The sequence below is a fragment of the Cupriavidus sp. F041 genome (assembly GCF_057814235.1).
In genome coordinates this window covers 1,830,680-1,852,471 of the sequence record NZ_JBVASY010000002.1, presented here as the reverse complement: position 1 = coordinate 1,852,471, position 21,792 = coordinate 1,830,680, and the positions used below count along the sequence as shown (strand labels likewise).

Annotated in this window: 16 protein-coding genes and 4 pseudogenes; 13 read left to right on the top strand and 7 right to left on the bottom strand. The window is 63.2% G+C overall.

Annotated features, from left to right (window positions below; genetic code table 11):
• Positions 1–281: 281 nt before the first annotated feature.
• Together ACZY0R_RS25815 and ACZY0R_RS25810 are read left to right on the top strand one after the other, a co-directional pair.
• Positions 282–683: a cupin domain-containing protein gene (locus tag ACZY0R_RS25815; RefSeq protein ID WP_488862328.1), complete on the top strand. Its 402-nt coding sequence runs from the start codon at positions 282–284 to the stop codon at positions 681–683.
• Positions 684–774: 91 nt separating this feature from the next.
• A complete protein-coding gene (locus tag ACZY0R_RS25810) occupies positions 775–2,028 on the top strand; it encodes an epoxide hydrolase family protein (protein WP_488866164.1) in 1,254 nt (417 codons plus the stop codon).
• 163 nt (positions 2,029–2,191) lie between these two features.
• Here ACZY0R_RS25810 and ACZY0R_RS25805 read toward each other — a convergent pair whose 3' ends face one another.
• A complete protein-coding gene (locus ACZY0R_RS25805; protein WP_488862326.1) occupies positions 2,192–2,428 on the bottom strand; it encodes a winged helix-turn-helix transcriptional regulator in 237 nt (78 codons plus the stop codon).
• A gap of 170 nt (positions 2,429–2,598) precedes the next feature.
• On the opposite strand from ACZY0R_RS25805, the pseudogene tnpC reads away from it, so the two are divergent.
• Positions 2,599–3,729 (top strand): annotated as a pseudogene (gene tnpC, locus ACZY0R_RS25800) (IS66 family transposase); the annotation flags it as partial.
• Between the two features lie 194 nt (positions 3,730–3,923).
• Here tnpC and ACZY0R_RS25795 read toward each other — a convergent pair.
• A complete protein-coding gene (locus ACZY0R_RS25795) occupies positions 3,924–4,979 on the bottom strand; it encodes an alpha/beta fold hydrolase (RefSeq protein ID WP_488862324.1) in 1,056 nt (351 codons plus the stop codon).
• A gap of 636 nt (positions 4,980–5,615) precedes the next feature.
• On the opposite strand from ACZY0R_RS25795, the gene ACZY0R_RS25790 reads away from it, so the two are divergent.
• Complete coding sequence (locus tag ACZY0R_RS25790) at positions 5,616–6,077, top strand: DUF6130 family protein (protein ID WP_488862322.1); 462 nt, start codon at positions 5,616–5,618, stop codon at positions 6,075–6,077.
• Positions 6,078–6,325: 248 nt separating this feature from the next.
• Positions 6,326–6,685 (top strand): winged helix-turn-helix transcriptional regulator, encoded by a 360-nt coding sequence (locus ACZY0R_RS25785; protein WP_488866162.1) that lies wholly within the window; start codon positions 6,326–6,328, stop codon positions 6,683–6,685.
• A gap of 131 nt (positions 6,686–6,816) precedes the next feature.
• On the opposite strand, the pseudogene ACZY0R_RS25780 reads toward ACZY0R_RS25785, so the two are convergent.
• The 4 genes and pseudogenes from ACZY0R_RS25780 to ACZY0R_RS25765 form a co-directional block, all read right to left on the bottom strand.
• Positions 6,817–7,088: pseudogene (locus tag ACZY0R_RS25780) on the bottom strand (biotin carboxylase N-terminal domain-containing protein); the annotation flags it as partial.
• A 150-nt stretch (positions 7,089–7,238) separates the two neighbouring features.
• Positions 7,239–9,185, bottom strand: coding sequence for an Atu1372/SO_1960 family protein (locus tag ACZY0R_RS25775; protein WP_488862320.1), 1,947 nt, complete (start codon positions 9,183–9,185; stop codon positions 7,239–7,241).
• Between the two features lie 95 nt (positions 9,186–9,280).
• The gene (locus ACZY0R_RS25770; protein ID WP_488862318.1) at positions 9,281–10,294 is read right to left on the bottom strand and encodes a Bug family tripartite tricarboxylate transporter substrate binding protein; all 1,014 of its coding nucleotides are present in this window, start codon (positions 10,292–10,294) and stop codon (positions 9,281–9,283) included.
• A gap of 1,163 nt (positions 10,295–11,457) precedes the next feature.
• Positions 11,458–12,711: a tyrosine-type recombinase/integrase gene (locus ACZY0R_RS25765; protein ID WP_488862316.1), complete on the bottom strand. Its 1,254-nt coding sequence runs from the start codon at positions 12,709–12,711 to the stop codon at positions 11,458–11,460.
• A gap of 125 nt (positions 12,712–12,836) precedes the next feature.
• Here ACZY0R_RS25765 and ACZY0R_RS25760 point away from each other — a divergent pair, with 125 nt between their 5' ends.
• The 3 genes from ACZY0R_RS25760 to ACZY0R_RS25750 all read left to right on the top strand — a co-directional run bounded on the left by ACZY0R_RS25760 (position 12,837) and on the right by ACZY0R_RS25750 (position 15,908).
• Positions 12,837–13,886, top strand: coding sequence for a DNA-binding protein (locus ACZY0R_RS25760; protein ID WP_488862314.1), 1,050 nt, complete (start codon positions 12,837–12,839; stop codon positions 13,884–13,886).
• Positions 13,887–14,620: 734 nt separating this feature from the next.
• Entirely contained in the window at positions 14,621–15,022 is a 402-nt protein-coding gene (locus tag ACZY0R_RS25755) for a copper resistance protein CopQ (protein WP_488862312.1), read from the top strand.
• 253 nt (positions 15,023–15,275) lie between these two features.
• Complete coding sequence (locus tag ACZY0R_RS25750) at positions 15,276–15,908, top strand: TetR/AcrR family transcriptional regulator (RefSeq protein ID WP_488862310.1); 633 nt, start codon at positions 15,276–15,278, stop codon at positions 15,906–15,908.
• Here ACZY0R_RS25750 and ACZY0R_RS25745 read toward each other — a convergent pair.
• Positions 15,871–17,435 (bottom strand): IS3 family transposase gene (locus tag ACZY0R_RS25745; protein ID WP_488859618.1). Its coding sequence is split into 2 segments (ribosomal slippage): positions 15,871–16,997 and positions 16,997–17,435, totalling 1,566 coding nucleotides; the frame shifts between segments, so codons are not numbered across the junction. The two genes, ACZY0R_RS25750 and ACZY0R_RS25745, sit on opposite strands and share 38 nt — an antisense overlap.
• Before the next feature lie 513 nt (positions 17,436–17,948).
• Between ACZY0R_RS25745 and ACZY0R_RS25740 the strand changes: the two genes are divergently transcribed.
• The 5 genes and pseudogenes from ACZY0R_RS25740 to ACZY0R_RS25720 all read left to right on the top strand — a co-directional run bounded on the left by ACZY0R_RS25740 (position 17,949) and on the right by ACZY0R_RS25720 (position 21,774).
• Positions 17,949–18,446 (top strand): copper resistance protein CopQ, encoded by a 498-nt coding sequence (locus ACZY0R_RS25740; RefSeq protein ID WP_488862308.1) that lies wholly within the window; start codon positions 17,949–17,951, stop codon positions 18,444–18,446.
• Between the two features lie 130 nt (positions 18,447–18,576).
• Positions 18,577–19,185 carry a plasmid pRiA4b ORF-3 family protein gene (locus ACZY0R_RS25735; RefSeq protein WP_488862306.1) on the top strand — a complete coding sequence of 203 codons (609 nt, stop codon included), beginning with the start codon at positions 18,577–18,579 and terminating at the stop codon, positions 19,183–19,185.
• A gap of 384 nt (positions 19,186–19,569) precedes the next feature.
• Positions 19,570–19,824: pseudogene (locus ACZY0R_RS25730) on the top strand (ISKra4-like element ISBte1 family transposase); the annotation flags it as partial.
• Between the two features lie 26 nt (positions 19,825–19,850).
• Positions 19,851–20,168, top strand: a pseudogene (locus tag ACZY0R_RS25725) (TetR/AcrR family transcriptional regulator); the annotation flags it as partial.
• Positions 20,169–21,138: 970 nt separating this feature from the next.
• Positions 21,139–21,774, top strand: coding sequence for a hypothetical protein (locus ACZY0R_RS25720; RefSeq protein ID WP_488862304.1), 636 nt, complete (start codon positions 21,139–21,141; stop codon positions 21,772–21,774).
• Positions 21,775–21,792 lie beyond the last annotated feature (18 nt).

Below are 21,792 nucleotides of genomic sequence, written 5' to 3'. Positions count from 1 at the left end.
TGCGTTGTTAAATCAATTCGAACTGAGCGCAAACGAACTTGCGCCGAGCACGCCGAAGCTGGCATATGCAGCGGGGTTACTTAGGCAGCACGCCAACGAATTTTTTGTATGGAAATGTATTGAGCGCGGTCGCGGATACGTAACGGTACGTCAGAGCTTGTCGCTCGCCACAGAAGAGATACATCTCCATCCTTTAATGCTGCGTATGCAACGGATTCCTTCCAGGACGGATCGGATCTCAACTGAATCTTCTCCACTTCATCAAGGAAAGGGAATTCCAAATGAAATCGACCCGAATCATGGCTGCGGCCACGCTCATCGTCGCCACCGGTTTGACGCTGCACGCGGCTCAAGCGCAAACGGCGGAAGTACATCGCACCGATCTCGTCCAGCACGATCTTAGCGTGCCGGATCGCGAGGGCGTACAGGTACGCGTCGACTTCGATCCGGGTGCGTTCGCGCCGAAGCATCTGCATCCGGGCGAAGAGATCGCCCATGTCCTGCAGGGGACGCTGGAGTACCAGCTCGGTGACAACCCGCCTGTCACGCTCAAGACGGGCGATTCGCTGTTTATCCCGGCAGGCACCGCCCACTCGGCGAGGAATGTCGGCAGTGGCAAGGCATCGGAACTGGCGACCTACATTGTCAAGAAGGGGGCGCCGCTAGTGGTGCCGGCCAAATAAGGACCCAATCAAAAAACGACGCATCCTCGTGAACTCACACGCATCAAATCAGGCTTCTGACCCGACGCGCCGAACTTTGCTGTTGGGCGGCATGGCGACGGCAGCGCTCTCTATGCTTCCCCCGGTTCTGTCTGCCGCCGCGCAGGCCGATGGCGGGCACCCCGCCGCGGCGGACGCGATCCGTCCGTTCCGCGCCCATGCTCCCCGGGCCGCGCTTGCCGACCTGCACCGCCGCCTTGCCGCCACGCGCTGGCCCGATGCGGAAACGGTTGGCGATCGCTCCCAGGGCGTGCAGCTAGCGACGCTTCAGCGGCTCGTGCGCTATTGGGCGACGGACTACGACTGGCGAAAGGCCGAGGCGAAACTCAATGCCTATCCGCAGTTCCTGACGAACATCGACGGTCTGGACATTCATTTCGTCCACGTGCGCTCCCCCCATCCGAACGCGCTGCCGCTCATCATGACGCACGGCTGGCCAGGTTCGGTCTTCGAGTTGCTGGACGTCATCGGCCCGCTGACAAATCCAACGGCGCACGGCGGCACCGCTGACGATGCCTTCCATCTGGTCATTCCGTCGATACCCGGCTTCGGGTATTCACAGAAGCCGAAGGACAAAGGCTGGAACCCAGATCGCGTCGCGCGCGCCTGGGACGTTCTAATGAAGCGGCTCGGCTATACGCGCTACGTCTCGCAGGGCGGCGACTGGGGCGCCATCATTTCCGACGCGCTGGGGCGCCAGGCGCCGGAGGGACTGCTCGGCATCCACGTCAACCGGATCGAGCGTGCCACGACCGTGCCACCGGACCTTGCGAAGGCGCTGAGGAGCGGCGATCCCGCGCCAGCAAACCTCACGCCCGAAGAAGGGGACGTGTTCGACCAAGTCAGGGAGTTCCTCAACAAGGGGCTTGGCTACGCCAGCATCATGCAAACGCGACCCCAGACCATCGGCTACGGCCTGGCCGATTCGCCGGTGGGGCTGGCAGCATGGATCTACGACAAACAGGCGGACTGGGTATTCACCCGTGGTGACCCCGAGAAAGCGTTGGGCCGCGGCGCTATTTTGGACAACATCACGCTCTACTGGCTGACCGATACCGGGGCTTCAAGCGGGCGAATCTACTGGGAAGCTGGGGCCGCCCAAGCCAGCACAAAGCCCATCACCATTCCGGTGGCGGTGACCATCTTCCCTGGCGAGGTGTACCGGCCGCCAAAGCATTGGGTGGAACGCGCCTATCGGAACCTGACCTACTACAACCGCGTGGACAAGGGTGGCCACTTCGCGGCCTGGGAAGAACCGGAGCTGTTCAGTTCCGAGCTGCGTTCCGCGTTCCGGTCGTTGCGCTGATCCGGCGCCGTGGCACCGCCTGTCACGATCAACTGACCGGGCGGCGCGCGCCTCGATGAAATCGCTATTGGAAAAACACCGCGCGGAACGCGCGGTGGCAACAATCACTCACCCCTTGCCGAGGATGGCCCGGTTGCGCGCCTTGACGATCTCGGACCTATTCTCAGTTGCGGCCCTCGGCGGGCTCGAAACGCACGTCGCGTAAGCCAAGTGTGCGCGGACCCACGCGCAGGCTTACCCGTTCGAGGGGCTGGCCGGTGCTGGCCTTGACAATACGTATCGGCGTTTGGTGTCCACACCACTCGTCGCCCCAATGCATCAGTGCGACGAGCACCGGGTAGAGCGCCTCTCCCTTTTCCGCCAGCCGATATTCGGTACGCCGCTCGCTGCCTTCGGCCAATGCCTTCACTCCACCATTCGCCGACCTGTTCGAGCGCGCACGCGACGGAACAGTTCATGCCGTCAAAGGCTTTGCGGTACATAGCGCCACCCTAGACTGGAAACTTGCATGATGCAAGTTAATGCGCTACCGTAAGTTCCTTCACCAAACTTTTTAATCGTCACGCTCTTTTCAAATACGCGTGCCGCCATTGCGAGCGCAACGCGGAGCGCACGCCGATCGTGGTCGCGCCGATGCCAGTACAACCGCTGCCAGGTAGCAACGCGAGTCCGGCGATGATCGCGACGGTGACGACCGGCAAGTACGTGGATGGCACGCCGCTATACCGGATGGAAGACGCGCTGGCCCGTGCGGGCATTCCGGCGGGCCGCGGCACGCTGGCGAACTGGATCATCAGGCCTGCCGAACTGCACTACAGCCGGTTGTACGAGGCGATGCGCCAGACGCTGCTGTCGCAGCCGCTGATCCACGGCGACGAGACGACGGTGCAAGTGCTCAAGGAAGAAGGCAAGACCGCGCAGAGCAAGAGTTACATGTGGCTCTACAGAAGCGCACAGGACTGCGAACAGCCTGTGGTGCTGTTCGACTACCAGCCGGGGCGTGGTCAGCAATATCCGCAGGCGTTTCTCGCCGGCTACGAAGGCATGCTGATGACCGACGGCTACAGCGCCTGGCGCACGCTCAAAGCCGTCACGCACTTCGGGTGTCTTGCACATTCGAGACGACTGTTCGTCGACGCGCACAAGGGCCAGAAGAAGCCCGGCGGTCGCGCACAGCAGGCGCTCGAGTACTTCAAGGCGCTGTATCAGGTCGAGACACTTGCTCGCAGAGAACTGCCAGAGGGCGAGACACGGGCCGGCTACACCTACCGACTGCGGCAGGAACACAGCGTACCGCTACTGGAGGCGCTCAGGAAATGGCTGGACGAACTGGCACCGCAGGTTCTGCCTGAAAGTCTGCTGGGCAAGGCGATCAGCTACACGCGCAATCAGTGGGAATACCTCAGCCGCTATGTTATCGATGGGCGTGCACCCCTCGATAACAACGTGATAGAGCGCGACGTGAGACCCTTTGCAACCGCGCGAAAGGCATGGCTCTTTGCAGACACGGTTGCCGGTGCGAAGGCGAGCGCGACGATCTACAGCCTGATGCTCACGTGCCGCGCCTGCAACGTCGAGCCGTATGCGTATCTGCTTCACGTTCTCACCGAGCTGCCGCAGCGTGCGGCGGACGCCGACATCAGCGACCTGCTGCCGTTCAACTACGCCAGCCAGCAGAGCGCAATGACGAACCCCGGTTGATGACATGACAGGGCGCCGGCACTGCCCCGGCGCGCGATTCCTGGTACCTCCATCGGACATTGCCGATCCTGCTCGAGCGTCGCAATAGGGCCGAGCCCGCCTGTTCGCCGAGAACGACTCTCAATACAGTGTGCTGAATTGCGCGGTTACGCATATACAGCAATCCGGGTGTGCGGCGCGCGCGTGGGGGGTTCTCAGGTCGCCGGTCCGATGGTCTGAAGGAAATCCACCATCGTCCTGGCGACGAGTTCGGGGCGCTCTTCCTGAACGAAGTGGCCCGTGCCCTCCAGATTCACCATAGTCAGGTTCGACACCTTCTGTTCAATGACCTTCTTCATCCATCTGTAGGCCGGGCCACCCATCGCCAGAACCGGCATCTCGAGCTTGCCGTAACCTTTGTTGTCTACCACGTCCTGCGTGAAGGCCTGATACCACGCGTTGCTTGCGCGAATGGCGTCGGCACTGTTGTACGCGCGCTCATACACGGCTCGGTCCCGCGCGTCGATCGCACCCTCGTCCACCAGGAAGTACTTGAAGAGCCAATCCTGCTCGACCCGGATACGACCGGCGAGCAGCTTCTCCGGCAGCCCTTTGACCTGGTTGAAGGCAAACCACCAGAGATACGGATGGGCGAAGTCGAGCTTGTCGCCGAAGGTGTTGTGCGCCGGTAGAAGCTGGAACGACAACAGGCTCTCGTCCGGGTGCGGCAGCTCCAGCATCACCAGCTTGTCGATGGCCTGGGGATAGTTCGCCGCATACGCGAAGGCCACCGCCGAGCCAATGTCATGACCTGCGACACTGGCCTTGTCATAGCCCAGCGATTTCACCAGCTCGTGAATGTCACGTGCCATGGTCTTCTTGTCGTAGCCTTCAGCGGGCTTCGACGATGCGCCCATGCCGCGCAAGTCCACGGCGATGACGGTGTAACGCTCGGCAAGCGTCGGCATGATCTTGTGGAAGGTCCACCAGGTCTCAGGCCAGCCCGGCAGCAACACGAGCGGCTCGCCCTTGCCGCCGACGACGTAGTGCAGCCGCACACCGTTGACCTCGGCGTAGCCGTTCCTGAATCCCGGCAACGACTTCACCAGCGCCGCATCTGACACGTCGGCAACCTTTGCGGCGGTGGTCTTCTGAACAGCCGCCGCATCCGTGTGAGCTTTGGAGGTCGCCCCTGCGTAACCTGGGGGGGCGGCCACCATGAGAGCAGCAAATGCAGCGGTTGCAGTGCCAATCCTGACAATCGAGTTCAAAGAAATCTCCATGATGTATAGGGCTAACTGAACGAGTTCAGGCAACTGTGGCGCGTGGATCCTCCGGGCCTTGCTCCGCGCTCGGCGCGGCATGCCCAGCGCGTTCGTGAACGTGCGAGGTAGGTGTGCAGTTGATCAGGAGACTGGGCAATTCCGGCCGGTTGTAGTGGCCGGCCGAGTCCATCAAGATCTTGCGTCGGTCGGTCAAGACCCTCGAGATCTGTCGCGTCCGCGTGAGAGGGCAGTTCCGCGTAATTTCGCGGCAAACCTCGTCGCGGTTGGTGGGTTGAACGTTTGATGGCATGTTCGTCATTGTGTTGCATGTGCAGCAAACAAGAGCAGGTTCAGGGGGGCTGTGCGTCTCAGCTTGCGGCTGGCCTGTTGCGAAGAATTTAAGCCGACCTTTGTATCTGGCCTGTAACGTACCTGGGCCGCTTCCGTCATGAAACGTATCAACACAGGGGGGCGATACAGACGGGTACAAAAAGGTTCTGAAACGCATGGAGGAGTGGCCTACGATTCGGCCGGAACCACGGTCAAAGTCCGCTTTTTGGTCCCAGCTACTACTCTTACATAAGAGCGAAGCGTAAAAGGCTTCGCTACCCCCCGGCCAGCCTGGCCGCGAAAGGAAAAACCATGCGACCCCTCTTCAGACACTTTTCAGTCGCCGCTGCCGGCGCTGCTTTCTGCATTGCTGCCTTCGCGCAGAACGCCCCGGATATCGGCCGTCCCCCGGCGATCCTGCCGCTCGAATCGGAACCGGCACCGAAGCTGATTCCATATCCACCGCTGCCCGAACCACTGGCTCGCGGCGTCGTCATCGTTCAGTTCCGGACAGAGAACTTCCGAGTCATGCCGTTATTCGGCAAGACCGCCGTCGAGGTAACGCCGCGTATAGGGCATCTTCATGTAACCGTTGACGACGCGCACGGCACCTGGGCCCATACCAGCGAGGATCCCATCATCGTTGTGGGGCTGACGCCTGGCGCACACAAGCTGCGGCTCGAACTGGCCGATCCCAGCCACAAGATCCTGGGCAGCGAGACAGTTTCCGTTACCGTCCCGGACCTGAAGGCGTCAATACCCCACGAGCCTTGAGAGCCTGTGTGTTCTTATGCGGGAGACTCGCCATTTGCCTGCGGCGATCAGGTCTAACGTTAAGGGCCGCGGCATGCACAAGCGCTTTGCGGATGCGGCCAAGTATCGGACGCTGACTTCGCTTCTAACGGGCACCCCAAAGTCCCTTCTTCTGAAGGCCTTGGCGCCGAGCCCGATTGCCGCGGGTGGAAATGCCAGCCCGTTGCGTCCGCAGCGTCCGTTCGTGGTGCCACGCGAGCTGACACTACCTGATCGCGGAACGCCTGCTGGAGCGGCGCCGGTATTGCGACCATCCACCGCGTTCTGAATATGTGCTGACCCAGCGCGGGCATGAGTTTCGCCCGGTGCTGCTGGCAATGCTGGTGTGGGGCAACAAGCATTTCGCACCCGAGGGCGAAAGGGTGTTGCTGGTGGACCGGCGCACGGGCGCCATCGTCAATCCAGTGCTGGTCGATGCAGCGAACGGGCATCGCATCACGGAAGCGGATCACCTGATGGCGGCCGGGCCCGCTGCCAGCGAGCGCATGCACCGGCGGCTGGCACTATCGGCCGGCGGAAGGGCGCAAGCGCCGATACAAACCGCCCCGGCGCGCCCCGGCGGAGGGTGAATCATGAAAGCAGAACGGATGTGCCAAGGGTAGCAACACCTTACCTGGGCGTGTGGGTGCCGAACCTGTTTCCGTTTCCAAATCCAGGGACGGTTGCCACTGGCCCGAGCAGGCCACTTATGACGCACGGCGCTTCGCTTGAGCATCAGCGGGTAGCCGACGTCCGCGGCAAGCAGCTTGCACGCATTGATGTCGTGCGGCAATGGCTCAGTGGCCGGCATGACCGGCACGCGGGTTGCGACCGCGGCGTTGCGCGCAGCGACTTTGTTGCCGAGCGTACGCATCGCTTCGGGCGAAGGCCCGATCCAGCGGATGCCCGAGTCGATTACCGCCTGCGCGGCATCCGGATTCTCCGAAGAAAGCCATAGCCGGGATGGATGGCGTCCACACCGGTTTGCCTGGCCTTGAAGGTCATAACGACGCTATTGTCGTTCGTCGCCTCGAAGTTGCCCAATGCCACCATCATCTTCTGACGCAGCGCGTCACGCGCGAGCCAGGCGAGCCCCCTCCTCATCGTCAGCACGGAACGGCTCCTTTCAGGCGGCGCATGGAATCAGGCGACCTCGACAATCAGTTCGATTTCCAGGCAGGCGCCGAGCGGCAACTGCGGCACTCCGAACGCGCTGCGCGCGTGCTGGCCGCGCGTGCCAAACACCTCGGCGAACAGTTCGCTGGCGCCATTGGTCACGAGGTGCTGCTCAGTGAAGTCCGCGGTCGAATGGACGAGGCTCGTCAGCTTGACGATCCGCACGATTGCATTGAGGTCGCCGGTGGCGGCGTGCAGCGTCGCGAGCAAGTCGATGGCAACCAGGCGGGCCGCCGCAATACCGTCGGCGGTGCGCAGGTCGCCACCGAAGCGGCCGGTTCGAACCTGGCCATTGACGCGAGAGAGATGCCCGGAAAGGTGGATCAGGTTGCCGGACCGCACGCTCGGCACGTAGGCTGCCGCCGGGCCCGAAGCCTTGGGCAGTTCGATGCCTAGCTGCGTGAGCCTGTCGTAGACCCCAGGCGCCGGGGCGAACACCGGACCGTTCGGTTTCAGGCGCATGCCGGGCTTGAGATGCTTCCATGGCAGCTCCGCCGGATCGGCAATGAACGGACCGGGCGCACGCACCACGAAAATATCTTCCGCGATTGCGGCGAAGTCGGCGCGGAAATGCACCGAGCTCTTGTTCACGAGGATCTTCATCTCCGCCGGTTCGATGCCGACCGCGCGGTACATATTGCGGTCGAGCAGTTGTGCCTTGGTCGAGCTAACGGCAACGAGCACGCCATCGATCCGCAGTCGCGCCATGGGTCCCATGTCGGCAGCCTTGCCATGCATCATTGGTCCGCCATAGACGAACTTGCCTTCGGACAGCGCCTCCACCTCGAAGGTCGCGCGCAGAGGGGCATCCTCGCTCACCTGTGGGCAGCCGCCGAGCGCAATATCGATCTTCGCGCCGACACCGGCCTGGTGCGCGGCCGCGGCCGCGGCGGGATCGCAGATGATCCCGATCGCGGCGTTCTGCGCGCCGGCCTTGAGAAGCGCACGCAGCATCCCCATGGTGTTGCCATCGCCGCCGACGCCCGGGTTGTCCTGCGTGTCAGCGAGGATCACCGGCCGCGTGGCCTTTTGCGCGATCCGCATGGCACGCCGCACCGCTGCATCCGGCTCCTCGAACTGCACGGCCCACTGGTTCTCCGGTTCGCAGATGCGCGCGAACAGTGTGTCGACGGCCTGCTCGACGCGCACCTTGTCGAAGCCGTACCCCCAAACCACAGGACCACACTCGGCGAAGTCGGCCGCGGGAAACCCCGGCGTGAACGACAGCGACAGCACGCCTTGCCGCTCCAGTTCTTCGAGTTGCCCGTAGATGCCTTGAGCGGGCTGCATCATCGTGGACATGCTGTTGACCGGAATCATGAACGGCACGCGCCGTGCTACCAGGTGCGCTCGCGTTCCCCGCCTGCCAAGTTCCAGGAGCAGTTCGGCCGCGCGCTTACCTGTGGCGGCCATGTCCACATGCGGATAGGTGCGATACGCCACCACGCCGTCCGGTAGAGCGAGCATCCGCTCGGTGACGTTGGCATGCAGGTCCAGCGAGACTATGATCTTCATGTCGGGGCCGGCCACGGCGCGGATGCGCGCCAGCAACTCTCCCTCGCCATCGTCGAGGTGCTGGGCCACCATGGCGCCATGCAGGTCGAGATAGATCGCGTCGTACGAGGCCGTCGTCACCGCCTCCACAATTTCTCCGGCGATGCGCTCGTAGGCATCGGTCGTGACGTGGGCCGAGGCACCGGCGGCCGCCCAGATCACCGGCGTGACGGTGTGACCATGCTCGCGCACGTGGTGGATGAAGCCGCTGATCGGCACGTTCACGTTCAGCAGGTCATAAATCGCCTCGCCGCGGACCATGGCGGGAAAGTCCTCGCCACGGACGAAGCTCTCGTAGGTGGCCATGGTTGGGGCGAACGTATTGGTTTCGTGTTGGAAACCGGCAACTAGGATATTCAAGGGAAACCTTCCTGGGGCTGGATGCTGGGACCGGGCAGTGCCCATGGCGACGCCAGGGTCGGCGTCGCCAATGGGCACTGCCGTGAGGGGTGGAATTACTGAGGCGTCAGCTTGATTGAGTGGGCGAGCTTCCTGAACTTTTGGGTCTCGTCGGCGTAGAACGCCGCAGAGGCCTCGAGCGTCTGCGGCTTCATCGGCTGCACGCCGGAGAGCGCAAGGGCCTTGATCAGTTCGGGCGACTGCAGCGCCCGCTGCGAGGCGTCCAGCAATACGCGTGCGCGTTCTGCAGGGATGCCGGTCCTGCCCATGACGCCCAGCCAGATCGAATAGACGAACTCGGACTTGCGCGCGACGCTGGTTTCGGAGATCGCAGGCACATCGGGCAGGGTTCGCATGCGCTGCGTGTCCAGCACCGCGATCGCCTTGATCTTGTGTGACTCGAGCAGTTGGGTGGAGGCACCGAGGTTTGGCAGGATTGTAATGTCGATCTGGTGACCGGTCAGATCCGCCAGCATCGGCGTGGCGCCCTTGTACGGCACCTGCAGCATCTTGGCGCCGGTCAGCTGCGCCATGTACTCTGCGACGATGTGGTACATCGTCCCATAGCCCGGATTGCCGAAGGTCAGGCTCTGGCTGCCCGGCTGCTTGCCGGCCGCAATGATTTGTTCGAGCGAGTTGTACGGCAGGTCGCTGCGAGCCATGAGCACGAGCGGGTGGATCGAGACCGGCGCCAGCAGCGCCAGGTCCTCCGACTTGTACTTGGCGCTGGCCAGCGCCAGCGGCGTCAGGATGGCTTCGTTGGGCGAACCCATGATCAGCGTGTAGCCATCGGCGGGACGGCTCAGTAGCCGCTGCACTGCCAGCGCGCCGCCGGCGCCGGGCAGATTTTCGATGATCACGGGCTGGCCGAGCGCCTTGGCCATCGTCGGCTGCATGGCCCGCGCAAGTACGTCGGCGGGTCCCCCCGGCGGGAATGCGACCAACATCGATATCGGCTTGGTGGGAAACGCGTCGGCGGCGGATGCCGGCGCGCTGGTCAGAGTAATCCCCAAGAGGGCGGCGCTAAGCGCCATCCAGCGTTTGTGGGCGGGTGGTCCTTGGTCTTGCATGTCGTCCTCGACTCTCTTATTACCTTCGCTTAGATGACGTAAATTGGTTGGTGAGGAACATTGTTGTCTTTGAAGTTCGCTAGAGCAATAGCAACTTTTTTCTAGATCGTTGCTCTATGGGCAACGTTAGCGGGTGGCGGATCATGGGCAGCACAGGCCGGTGTAGGCAAGTGAGCTAGTCCGGTTGGCATAGGCCGCCGTGGGGCCGGTTGAGCAGGAAAGGCCGCAAATCCTGCAGCCTGTTGGGGGGCTTTCTCAGGTGCCATGCGATTCTGAGGAACGCGTGTCCCTGGACGGGTGCGCGCGATGAAAGAGTCGTCCTGCAAAAGATTCCCATTCACGCAGCGTAGCGCCCTTGAACTCGGCGGACCACGATTCCCTGGCATACAAGTCCACGAGTGTCAAAGTGATCAATGTGGATATGTATGAGGCCTGGTTGAGCGAGAATCTCCGGTTGAACATAGGTGTGTTCCACCGTCGGCTTGACACCTTCAGGAGGACTGGCAATTGGGTTGCTTTCTCGCGATCCGGAGCGAGCATAACGGCGTCGCAATGCTTGGCAGGCCGGGTGTATAGCGATGGATCGGAATTCGACAGTTGCTCCACTAGCATTGGCTTGTTATGGGAAAGCTGACCAAAACATGGAGAGAGCTAGATGTCTGTCTCTCACGCGATCTTTGTCCATAGTCTGGAGAGAAAGCTCACGCACATCTCGGTGACAAGACTTCGACTGTCAAGTTTCAGCTGTCGCAAGTGTGTGAACGTCGTGTATCTGATGTATGTCTCGTTGGCGGGCGAATGTACTGTTTTGTGTCTTATCCGGTATCGGATTCAAATCGTCGGGTCCTCGCCCCGACGCTCTCTCCCGAAAGCCACAATGGGACCCAATCAGGCGGCACGAAATGAAGAAATCAGGCATCGAGCGATGCGGTGGTGTCCGCGGCAGCTCAACAATCATCGGCACATCGGCGCCGAAAGCACGGCATCTCCATCACAGATCAGTTGGGCTTCGGCGCAGTCGCTGGCTGAGACAACGCGCGCGCCACGCGACGAGCTTGCAGTTGCTGCGCCCGGTTCGCAAAAGACCGTCGCAATTCGCTTTGCGGCCCACGCCGCGGCGGGGCATCGGCCAAACCAGGCATCCTGGCAGGGTGGGGCGCCGGTCACCCTTCGCGCGTCCACCCGATCCGATGGCGTTCCTGCGTGGCCTCATGCCGCGCATCGTCCTCCGTGTGCAGGTAAGCGCTGGTGGTAGAAATCGATGCATGCCCGAAATTGTCCCGCACGAACCGCAGGTCCACCTGCTGGTCGGTCATGTGCGACCCCGCGGTATGGCGCAGCCAGTGCGCCGACGCGCTGGCCAGCACCGCGGCCCGGCTTTCCCACTCGGGGCCGCGTGAGCGCAGGCGCGCGGCGGCCATCCCGAAGACTTCCTTCAGCACCAGGTGCAGCGCACCGCGTGACAAGGGTTTTTCCTTGCCGATGATCGGCAGCACGATGGGACGTGCCTCGCCGGGGTGCGGGGCGGGCGGCAGACCGTGGGCGCTGCGATAGCGCGCCAGCTCCACGATCAGTTCGTCGGTGGCCGGCACCAGCCGCGTCTTGTTGCCCTTGCCGGTCACCTCCAGCCACCAGCGCTCCACGCCGTCGCGGTCACGCCGGCAGAAGAAGGCGCCCATGCGGGTCTCAGCCACCTCGGCCGCGCGCAGGCCGCCGAGATACAGCACCGTGAAGAGCCAACGGCAGCGCGCCGCGTGCAGGCGCTCGCGCTCGGTCGCACGGTCGCTGGTGCCCGGCATCGCTTCGATGGTGTCCTTGACCGTCTGCCACATTTCGTGGCTGAGGTAGCGCGTGATGCGGGGCTTGGGCTGGCCGCGTCGGCTGCGTGCCAGGGAGAGCGGATTGCCGGCGAGGTAGCCGGCGTCCACCAGCCAGGCGAACAGCGTATTGAGGATCACCATCGCGTGCCGCGCGCTGGCCGGGGAGAGCGGGCCGGCGAACGGCCGCCAGTCCGGCGCGCCGCGCGCGAGCTTCTTGCGCGACGCCATGACCCAGCGCCAGGCTGGTTGCGGATCGGCGAGGAAGCGCTCGTACAGCAGCAAGTCCTCGTGCGTCAGCGACGACAACGGCTTGCCCTGCTGCATGACAGCCCACAACAGCAGCCGCTCCACCTCGCGCCGATAGGTCTGCAACGTGGCCGGCGTGTCGGTATAGCGCGCCAGCCAGGCGGTGACGGCGGCCAGATCGTCGGCGGCTGCGATCTGCGGGATGCCGCCGCGGGCGCGGTTGCTGCCGGCGGCGCCGCTGGCGCCAGCGAGCGCGGCGGGCAGGCGCAGGCGCTCGATCGGGGTGGCGGGCAGGGCCGTGAAGGCAGGGTGGGGGAGCGCGGTGGGTGCCATCGGTGCGGTGGGTGTCATGGCGTGAGTGTAGACCTAATTCTAGACAGAAGCGCACTTATGTCTAAAGTTTTGTGTTTTGAATTATATAAATAACGTATTACGTAGTAATATTTGCATAAACCAACCTCGTCCGCCACCCAAACATGACTGCCAGCCCTGAATCCACGTCTCCCGACGCCGCCCTGCAGGCCACGCTCGCCGCCGACGTGGCCACCCTGCGCGCGCAGTTCCCCGAGACCCGCGCGCTCTACCGCGAGGTCTGCGCCTTGCTGTTCTTCCGCTATGGCATCACCCCCACCGCCAACAAGCTCTACGGCCTGGTGCGCAAGGGCAGCATGGGCACGCCCACCGAGGTGCTGGCGCAGTTCTGGGCGGACCTGCGCGGCAAGATGCGCGTCACCATCGACCACCCCGGGCTGCCGGACGCGCTCAAGTCAATCGCGGCGGATGCCGTGCAGTCGATCTGGCAGGCCGCCAACGAGGCGGCCGCCGGCGAACTGGCCGCCTTGCGGGCCGAAGCGCGGCTGCAGGCGAGCGAGGCGGACGCGCAGCGCGACCAGGCGCGGGCCGCGGTGGTCGTGGCCGAGCAGGAGAAAGCCGCAGTACAGGCCGAGCTCGACGCAGCCCAGCAGGCGCGCGCGGCGCTACAGGGGGAACTGGATGCCGCGCGCCAAGCCCTCGCGGCCGCGCAGGCGCGTCAGGAGGAAGGCACGCGTCAGATCGAGACGCTTGAGCGGCAACTGCACGAGTTGCGTACCCAATTCTCGACGGAGCTGGAGCGCACTCGTGAGCAGGTCGCGGTGGCGCAGGAGCGGGCTAGCGCCACCGAGCGCCGCGCGCTGCGCGAGATCGACCAGGAGCGCACGCTGCGCCAGAAGGCCGAGCAGGCGCTCGCGGATTTGCGCGCTGAGCTGGCGGCGCTGCAGGCGAGGGCGCAAGACGCCGCCGTGGCCGGCGCTGAGGCGCGCGCGCGGCTGCAGGCCGAGCGCGACACGCTCAGCCAGGAACTGGCGGCGACAGAGCAGGCGCTCAGGCGAGGGCAGGTGGCCCAAGAAGGGCTGCGGGCCGAACTGGAAACGGCAGTACGGCGGGCCGAGCGGGCCGGTGCGGTAGCCACCGCGACGCGCCGCCTGGTGTCGCCCAAGCGCCGGACGCCCGTGACGCGCACCAAGTTCAAGCCCGGGCCGGCCTGAGGGGGGACGCCGGAGGTGTCGGATCGCATATATCCACCGCACGCGGGGACAAGCCCGTGGACAAGCCGCGCGGGGGCCGATTGCCGACGGCGTCGGCCGCTTTCCAGATGGCCCAGCATAGGCTTACCCTAGCTGCGGCGCCATGCCGGACTGGCTGCAGCGGGCAATCCACGCCGGGCAGACGGTGGAACAGTTCCGGATGGTTGCGACAAGGGAATAGTTGAGCGCGCCATGGTGGGACCCACCTCCGCCCACTGATTACATGGATGACCCGCTCATGTCGTGTGCCACCTAACTCCAGAGGAATGACACATAGTCTGGAAGAAAGTGGGTTAAGCGTGACTTCGCGTCAGGGTTAGGCCAAGCAGGGTTCTTGGCTGGTTTGGTAATGCGCTCCGGCTAGGACGTCTTTGTCGTCTTGGCCGGGCTTGGCGTGATCGCGAGCGGAGCGTGGTCAGTCTGGCGAAACTTGAGAAATTTCTTGACCATCTATCTACAGGTAGATAAGATTCAACTTATGGAATCTGCTGCACCGTCGGCAACAAACAAAAGCCGCGCAATGTGGAGATCTCACAAGCAGTAAATGTGAAGTGACTGGCATGCGCCGTTTTTTTTGCCCTGCGCGCCTATCTAGTAGTAGATAACTACAAAATTGGCTTGCATCTTAACAAGCAGTTCCGGTCTTCGTGGCCTGTGCAGACCTCGGACCTCAGCTAAACGAATTGGAGAACATCATGAACACCAAGCTCATCGCCAAGTCCCTGCTCACCGCCGCCGCTCTTGCCGCCGCCTTCGTCGCAGGTGGTGCCCAGGCTTCCGGCCCCAAGGACAGCGCCTTCAGCGGCGACCGCTACGGCTACAACTTCCGCGTCAACGACAGCCGGAGCGCCTTCACCGACGGCGCCCGCGCCGGTAAGTTCGACCCGTTCACCGACGGCGCCCGCGTCGGCAAGGCCGATCCGTACAGCGACGGTGCGCGCATCGTAGCCGGCCTGGATCGCACCGGCGTGTCGTCTTCGCCCGCCCGCAGCCGCGACGTCTACAGCGACGGCGCTCGCACCGGCAAGTTCGACCCGTTCACTGAAGGTGCCCGCGTCGGCAAGGCCGACCCGTACACTGACGGCGCCCTGGCCTGAGCAGGCGGAAGCGGCGGCTGGCCACAGCGCGGGTCGCGCCGTTTCCGGCCAGCAGTACCAAGCGCAGGCCCTCGTGGCGGCAACTCGACAGATCGGGAGCACATTATGAATATTCGGCAAGGTTTCCTCGCAACGGCTGGCTGGCTTCTGCTGTGCGCCGCCAGCGGTTCGATGGCCGCTGCGGTGGCACAGGTGCTGCCGGCTTGATCCGGCAACCACACCGCGGCCCTGCCAGACGCATCGGAGTTTCGCGATGACCACGCTTTCCGTACGCGACCAACTGGTGGAGCACGCCCTGTCGCTGATACGCCGCCGAGGATTCAATGGCTTCAGCTATCGCGACCTAGCGGAGCTGGTCAGCGTCAAGACATCGAGCATCCACTACTACTTCCCGTCCAAGGACGACCTGCTGCAGGAAGCGATGTCGCGCTACATCGCCCGGCGCGCCGAGCGCCTGCGCAGCATCGACACCAGCCTGCCGCTGGCCGAGCAGGCCGAGCAATACCTAGGCTCGGTGCGCGATAGCGCGGGCAGCGACCAGATCTGCCTGTGCGGCATGCTGTCGGCCGAGCTGGCGCTGCTACCCAAGTCGGCGCACACGGCCCTGCAGGGCTACTACAAGCTCAACGAGGCCTGGCTGGCCCGGCTGGTGCAGCGCGCTGCCGAAGCCCGCGGTGACACGCTGCCGGCTTCGCCGGACGCCATCGCGCAGGTGCTGTACGGCGCGCTGCAGAACAGCGTCGTGACGACCCGTCTTTTCGGCGCGCCGGAGCGGCTCGATGCTGCCTGCAACGCGGTGCGTACGGCCTTGGCCGAGCCGGCGCGCGTCAAGGCAGATGTCGCCTCATTCATGCAGCCAAACGCTGTTTTTTGGCGCCTGGCTTGATACCGCTGGGCACGGCAATCTCGCGCTCCGGGTTGAGCGTGACCGTGCCGATTGGCGTCCAGTTTCGCGTGTGGCGTGACCAGCGACGTGGGTTGCGCTCGCGGGCCTCGGCATAGAGCACATGACGAGCGGCGAGAATCCTATCGTCGTGCCCGGCGTGGCGCTGTGCCGGGCTCACGTAGCGGATGCCGCTGTGCCGATGCTCGTGGTTGTACCAGTGCACGAAGTGCGCCGCCCAGGCGCGCGCCTTGCTCAGATCGGCGAAGCCGCTGGACGGGAACTCCGGCCGGTACTTGGCCGTGCGAAACAGGCTCTCCACAAAGGCGTTATCGTCGCTCACGCGTGGACGCGAATACGAGGGCTTGACACCCAACCAGTGCAACATCGCCAGCACCGTGGTGGCCTTGAGTGTGGCGCCGTTGTCCCCGTGCAGCACCGGCTTGGCCGCCATGGCGTGGATGCCCTCGGCCAGCGCCGTGCGCTTGACCAGATGCGCCGCGTGGTCGGCGTCGTCGCGGTCGTGGACTTCGAAGCCCACGATCTTGCGGCTATACACGTCCAGGATCAGGTACAGATAAAACCAGCGCCCGGTGATCTCGGCAGGCAGGTACGTCATGTCCCAGCACCATAGCTGGCGCGGTGCGGTAGCCACGTGCGTGGTGGGCGGGCGGCTTTGACGGGGCGCCTTGGCGCGGCCTCGATGCCGGCTCTGGCCATGCGCGCGCAGCACGCGGCCAAAGCTCGATTCGCTGGCCAGGTACACGCCTTCGTCGGCCAGCATGGGCACGATGCGCGCCGGCGGCATATCGGCGAAGCGCGGCTCGTTGGCCACGCGCAGGATCTGCTCGCGCTCAGCCTCGGTGAGGGCATGAGCGGGCATTGGCCGCACCGCCTGGGGCCTGCCGTCACCCGATATGAGACCTTGGCCGTCCGTCCAACGCTGCAGCGTGCGCGCGCTGATGCCAGCGGTCTCGCAGGCCGCGTGCAGCCTTGCCCCAGCAGCGTGCGCCACTTCGATGTCGCGGGCCAGAGTCTGGCGATCTTCGAGGCCGATCATTCGTCCTCGCCCTTGTTGAAGATCGCCGCGACTTTTTTTGAAAGTACCAGCAATGCAGCAGTCTCGGCCAACGCCTTCTCCTTGCGCCGCAACTCGCGTTCGAGCTCCTTGATGCGGCGGCGATCATGCTGGGTCTGCTTCGGACTGGCGCGCACCTCCTCCGGTTCAGCCAGCGCCTGCGTGGCGGCTTGGCGCCACTGTTCAAGCTGTTGGGGGTACACACCGTGCTCGCGACACCAAGCACTGCGCGCAGTCTCGTCCATGGCCGCCGTGGCGATTACAGCCTCCAGCCGGGCAGGCGCTGTCCATGCCCGCTCGCGAGCGGGCATGGACAGCGCATCCGCACGCCACCGCTCCAACGTGGCCACTGCCACACCCAGTTCCCTTGAAACCACTTCCACCGCCACACTCTCCGGCGGCAACAACCGCGCTACTGCACGGTCCTTAAACACTTGTCCGTATCGAGCCACTTCCATCTCTTATCGCCCCCAAGGTTCAGATTCTATCTGGGCGACATCTATTCTGACGCGGGGGGGAGCCGGAACAGCAGCCGGCCTAGTCTAAGCGTTGGGGCGCTGGCCAAGGCTGGTGACGGGTCTGATGCACACGCGGTTCTTGCGTCGGATCTTACTCAATAAGATCAATCACTTATCGTCGATATTGATCCACTCAATTGGGCTGATAGAAATCTTTTTGCGTCGGATCACAAATCTATTCTTGCCTATCTATCTATAGGTAGATAATATTCGAGGCATGGACAGCGACGCAGCGGCCACAACAACGGCACGCGAACCGGTCCACGCAACCAAGCAGTTTGTCAGTACCGGAGGCGGTCTTTTTTTTAGCCCTTTCATCTATCTGGTAGTAGATAGCTAGATGCGAGCGAGGGCGAGGAGAAGGGCTGCTTAATACGCAGCACAGACATCGGCCCCGCAATCAGCTACCCAAACCAGGATCGCCCGGCCCATCGCAAAGAGAACATCATGAACGCCAAGACCATCCTGACCGCCGCCGCTATCGCCGCCGCTTTCGTAACGGGCGTTGCCCAGGCTACCCCGCAAAAGGCCGGCGAAGCGTACGGCTACACCTATCGCGTCAACGATCAGCGCAGCGCCTTTACAGATGGCGCTCGCATCACAAACCGTGACGTCTACACCGACGGCGCTCGTATCAGCAACCGTGATGGCTATACGGACGGCGCCCGCATCAGCAATCGCGACGGCCTGACGGCGAGCATCGGCAAGCGTGATGCCTACACCGACGGCGCCCGTATCAGCAACCGTGATGGCTATACGGACGGCGCCCGCATCAGCAATCGCGACGGCCTGACGGCAAGCATCGGCAAGCGTGACGCCTACACCGACGGCGCCCGTATCAGCAACCGTGATGGCTATACGGACGGCGCCCGCGTCAGCAATCGCGACGGCCTGACCGCGAGCATTGGCAACTGTGACGTCTACACCGACGGCGCGCTGGCCTGATATCGACTCCCGTCGCCACGGCCTGGCGATGATCGCATCGCAGAAGGTGTCCAATACGGAGACCGCGCCAAAACGGGGGCGAACGACCGGACCACCGCCGAGAGGCCAATGAGGCACCTACAATGCGCGCATGGCTTCCGATCCTGGGGCGGCGACCTCCATCCTTCAACTTCGAATTGCTCTGCGCGGCCTGAGCCCGCCGGTTTGGCGACGCGTCCTCGTTCCCGAGCATTTGACGCTCCCACAATTGCACAATGTCATCCAGGTAGTCATGGGCTGGGCGGACGAACATCTGCACCAGTTCAGCATTCGTGGCAGGCATTACGGTGAAGCTCATGAGGACGTCTTGCAGTTCTCCACAGTGGCAAACGAACTGCCGCTGACCGCGTTTCGTCTCCGCGAACACGAAGGCTTCGTCTATGTGTATGACTTCAACGCGTGGTGGCGCCACGAGATACGGGTGGAGCGGCGTATGCTGCGGCAACATCCTGGCCGGCTGCCACATTGCGTGGCGGGTAGCGGGCCTTGCCCGCTAGAGGACGTTGGCGGGATCGAGAGGTATCTGGAGGCCAGGGACGAACGCAGTGAGTACGAGTTCCTCGATTGGCTCGAGTCGCTGCGCGAGGGTCCAATCGTGCTGGCAGACTTACGCGATGAGGTCGACCGATGTCTGACTTGGCTGGATCGTCGCTTTGACCGTCAGATCGTCAATGATCGGTTGCGACACCTCGAGGGGTAGACTGGTCGCCGCAGCTTCCAAGGGAGGAGGGCGGCCATGCGTATCAGCTTGCAACTCGTAGTGCAGGACGAGGGAGGGGTGCCAGCCACCGTCACCGAAATTGCCCAGTTCGAGAGAGACAGCCTTGATGTGGGCTCGCTGGGCCTGCATCTGGAGGAGGCGAAATCATTGCTGGGTCGGCTGCAGCGCACGATGGTCGCGGCACAGGTTGCCGAGGCAGTTGCCCGGACCAGCGTTTGTCCCACGTGCGGTGCGCAGTTGGCTTGCAAGGGCCACCATCACTTGGTCTTCCGTAGCGCGATCGGGCGACTGTCGATTGACAGTCCCAGGCTGTATCCCTGTCGGCAATGCCAGGGCGACGCCCCCACCTTCAGTCCGGTCGCCAACCGGCACTTCATCGTGAACTACGGTGACCGCTATCGGCATGGGGAGCCCATTGCATCGGGTTTTGTCGAGTCAGCCGTCAACCAAGTGGTCAGCAAGCGGTTCGTCAAACGGCAGCAGATGGCCTGGCGGCCTCAGCACGCGCACAACCTGCTGCAAATCCGGACGGCCGTGCTCAATGACCAGCTCCGGTCTTACGTTGAACGATGGTATCCCTCCATCGCCGGAGAAGAAAACCATCGCCTTGCCGCTTAGTCAGCCCCCGGTTTGGCGCGGTCTCCGAGCACCGCGACGCCCGTGGCAGTGGCTGCACGATGGCGGCCCTTTGCGGCGATGCGGCGCGTCAACCAGAAGCCGTCAAGGCCACGTTTGCGGCTGGGATCGAAAGCCTGCTGACAGCCCTTGAACGCGAAGGCGTGACGTTGGGTACGCTGGATCAGCGCGAGGCGCGCGCAAAGATGATCGACATGCTCACCCATTCGGTCGGCGCGATCGTGCTGTCGCGAGCCTGTCCGGATGATTCCCCGCTGGCGGACGAGATTCTGGAAGTCTGCCGCTCAGAAATTCTCGCGCCATTGTCGACGTCGGTGGACAACTAGCAAGCAGGCCGTGCGACCCGGGAGCCCGCGCAGGATCAAGACACCGCGCATCCCGATATCGGAGACGCTGAAGCTTATTGCCATCGACGCGCGCGCCGTGCTGCGGCTGGCCCTTGGTGTCGGGCAAAAATCAAATTGCCCATGGGCCACTATTGCATATGCAACCATGTATGGGAAAGGCGCTGTCGATGTAGGTTGATCTGGTTGTTGCCCGTTGGGAAGTGGAGGAGAAAGCGGTTCGCGCTCGCCTGCAAGACCTCTATGCCGCGCCGCAGGAACAGATCGCCGGCCGCTCGGATCCCATGGCCAAGCCTGAAGTCGTTCTTTGCTCTTCAGTGCGCACAGCGATTGGCACTTATGGTGGTGCGCTGAAAGATACCCCGGCGCCCGAGTTGGGCGTGGCCGTGGTCTGCGAAACCCTCAAGCAAGTCAGGAGCGCACCGGCGCATCGGCAGCCAGACGACACCGGGACCGCCGTTGTACCGGCTCAAAGTTAATGGGCAATCGGCCACATACGAATCAGCGGGTTGCGCAGCACTGACCAACGAGGCCATGGCCTATGTCGAGAGGGGCCCAGCCAAGGGAAAGGCGTTGGACAGGCGCGCTGCACGCTGCGCTTGGAGATGCCGCGATGACGCCTGTCTCTGGCTCGACAAAATGAACCTGCTAGACGTGCTTGGCCAGGTCGATGGCTACTGCGGTTGTTCCATGTGGATCCTCCTTGGCAGGCCGCGACGACAGAATGAGCACTGTGACTTCAGACTGACGGAGCCTGAGCCGGCCACGGTCGGCGATTTGCCGAGGCGGGCCGACCATTCCATCCACACTTCATGGTCGCGGAATTCCCCGACGGCGAGTCGGTGTCAGATTTTTCCCTATTTTTCCATCCTTCGCACAGGTGCGCGGCTGCTGGCTATAGTCACCAATGATTTGCGCCATGGCGGCGCAACCGACAGGACAGGAGAGAAACATGGATTTCGCACCGATTACTCCGCAAGCGATGTTGGACTCATCGTTCGCTGCGCAGCAAGGACAGATGGCATCCTCTGCTGATGAGCAGCCCGGCCTTGTGGAGCTGCTACTCGGTGCCGTGCTGGATTCAACATGCGGCTCCGCCGCCCCAGTTTTACTGACGGCTTACATTGACAAGCCGTTGCGATCAGGCAGATACGAACTCGAGGCAAGCCTGCGGCATGCAGATGGCCGGCAACAACGATGGCTAGCCGAAGTTAGGCAACAGGGAGACATTGTTGGCCGCGCGCATGTGGTTTTGGATGCCGAACTCCCGTCGTCCAGCTATGTGCCGTGGCGCAGCGGAGTGCGAGTGGCATCGACAACGATTGACGATGGCTTTGAGCAGTTTCTCACGATAGCTAGAATATGCGATTCGTATGGCCATTTGCATACTGCAGCAGCATCGAATCCAGTATGGTTCACGGTGCGCTACTTCGACAACGCGGAGCGGGGGAGCTTGTCGGGGCCGTTGACAATGTCCCTACTGCGCGACGAGCAGTTTGGCGTCTTGCAACACGTTGAAATTGATATGTTGCGGGAAGAGGTCAAGATTGCTACGGTAACCACCATCTATGAGGACAATCATGCCTAGGCGCGAATCCCGGTCGTC

Bases quoted from the DNA above. Each gene is read 5' to 3' on its own strand.
- ACZY0R_RS25815 (WP_488862328.1), top strand. From the start codon at position 282: ATGAAATCGACCCGAATCATGGCTGCGGCCACGCTCATCGTCGCCACC.
- ACZY0R_RS25810 (WP_488866164.1), top strand. From the start codon at position 775: ATGGCGACGGCAGCGCTCTCTATGCTTCCCCCGGTTCTGTCTGCCGCC.
- ACZY0R_RS25790 (WP_488862322.1), top strand. From the start codon at position 5,616: ATGCGACCCCTCTTCAGACACTTTTCAGTCGCCGCTGCCGGCGCTGCT.
- ACZY0R_RS25770 (WP_488862318.1), bottom strand. From the start codon at position 10,294: ATGCAAGACCAAGGACCACCCGCCCACAAACGCTGGATGGCGCTTAGC.
- ACZY0R_RS25765 (WP_488862316.1), bottom strand. From the start codon at position 12,711: ATGACACCCACCGCACCGATGGCACCCACCGCGCTCCCCCACCCTGCC.
- ACZY0R_RS25760 (WP_488862314.1), top strand. From the start codon at position 12,837: ATGACTGCCAGCCCTGAATCCACGTCTCCCGACGCCGCCCTGCAGGCC.
- ACZY0R_RS25755 (WP_488862312.1), top strand. From the start codon at position 14,621: ATGAACACCAAGCTCATCGCCAAGTCCCTGCTCACCGCCGCCGCTCTT.
- ACZY0R_RS25750 (WP_488862310.1), top strand. From the start codon at position 15,276: ATGACCACGCTTTCCGTACGCGACCAACTGGTGGAGCACGCCCTGTCG.
- ACZY0R_RS25740 (WP_488862308.1), top strand. From the start codon at position 17,949: ATGAACGCCAAGACCATCCTGACCGCCGCCGCTATCGCCGCCGCTTTC.
- ACZY0R_RS25735 (WP_488862306.1), top strand. From the start codon at position 18,577: ATGGCTTCCGATCCTGGGGCGGCGACCTCCATCCTTCAACTTCGAATT.
- ACZY0R_RS25720 (WP_488862304.1), top strand. From the start codon at position 21,139: ATGGATTTCGCACCGATTACTCCGCAAGCGATGTTGGACTCATCGTTC.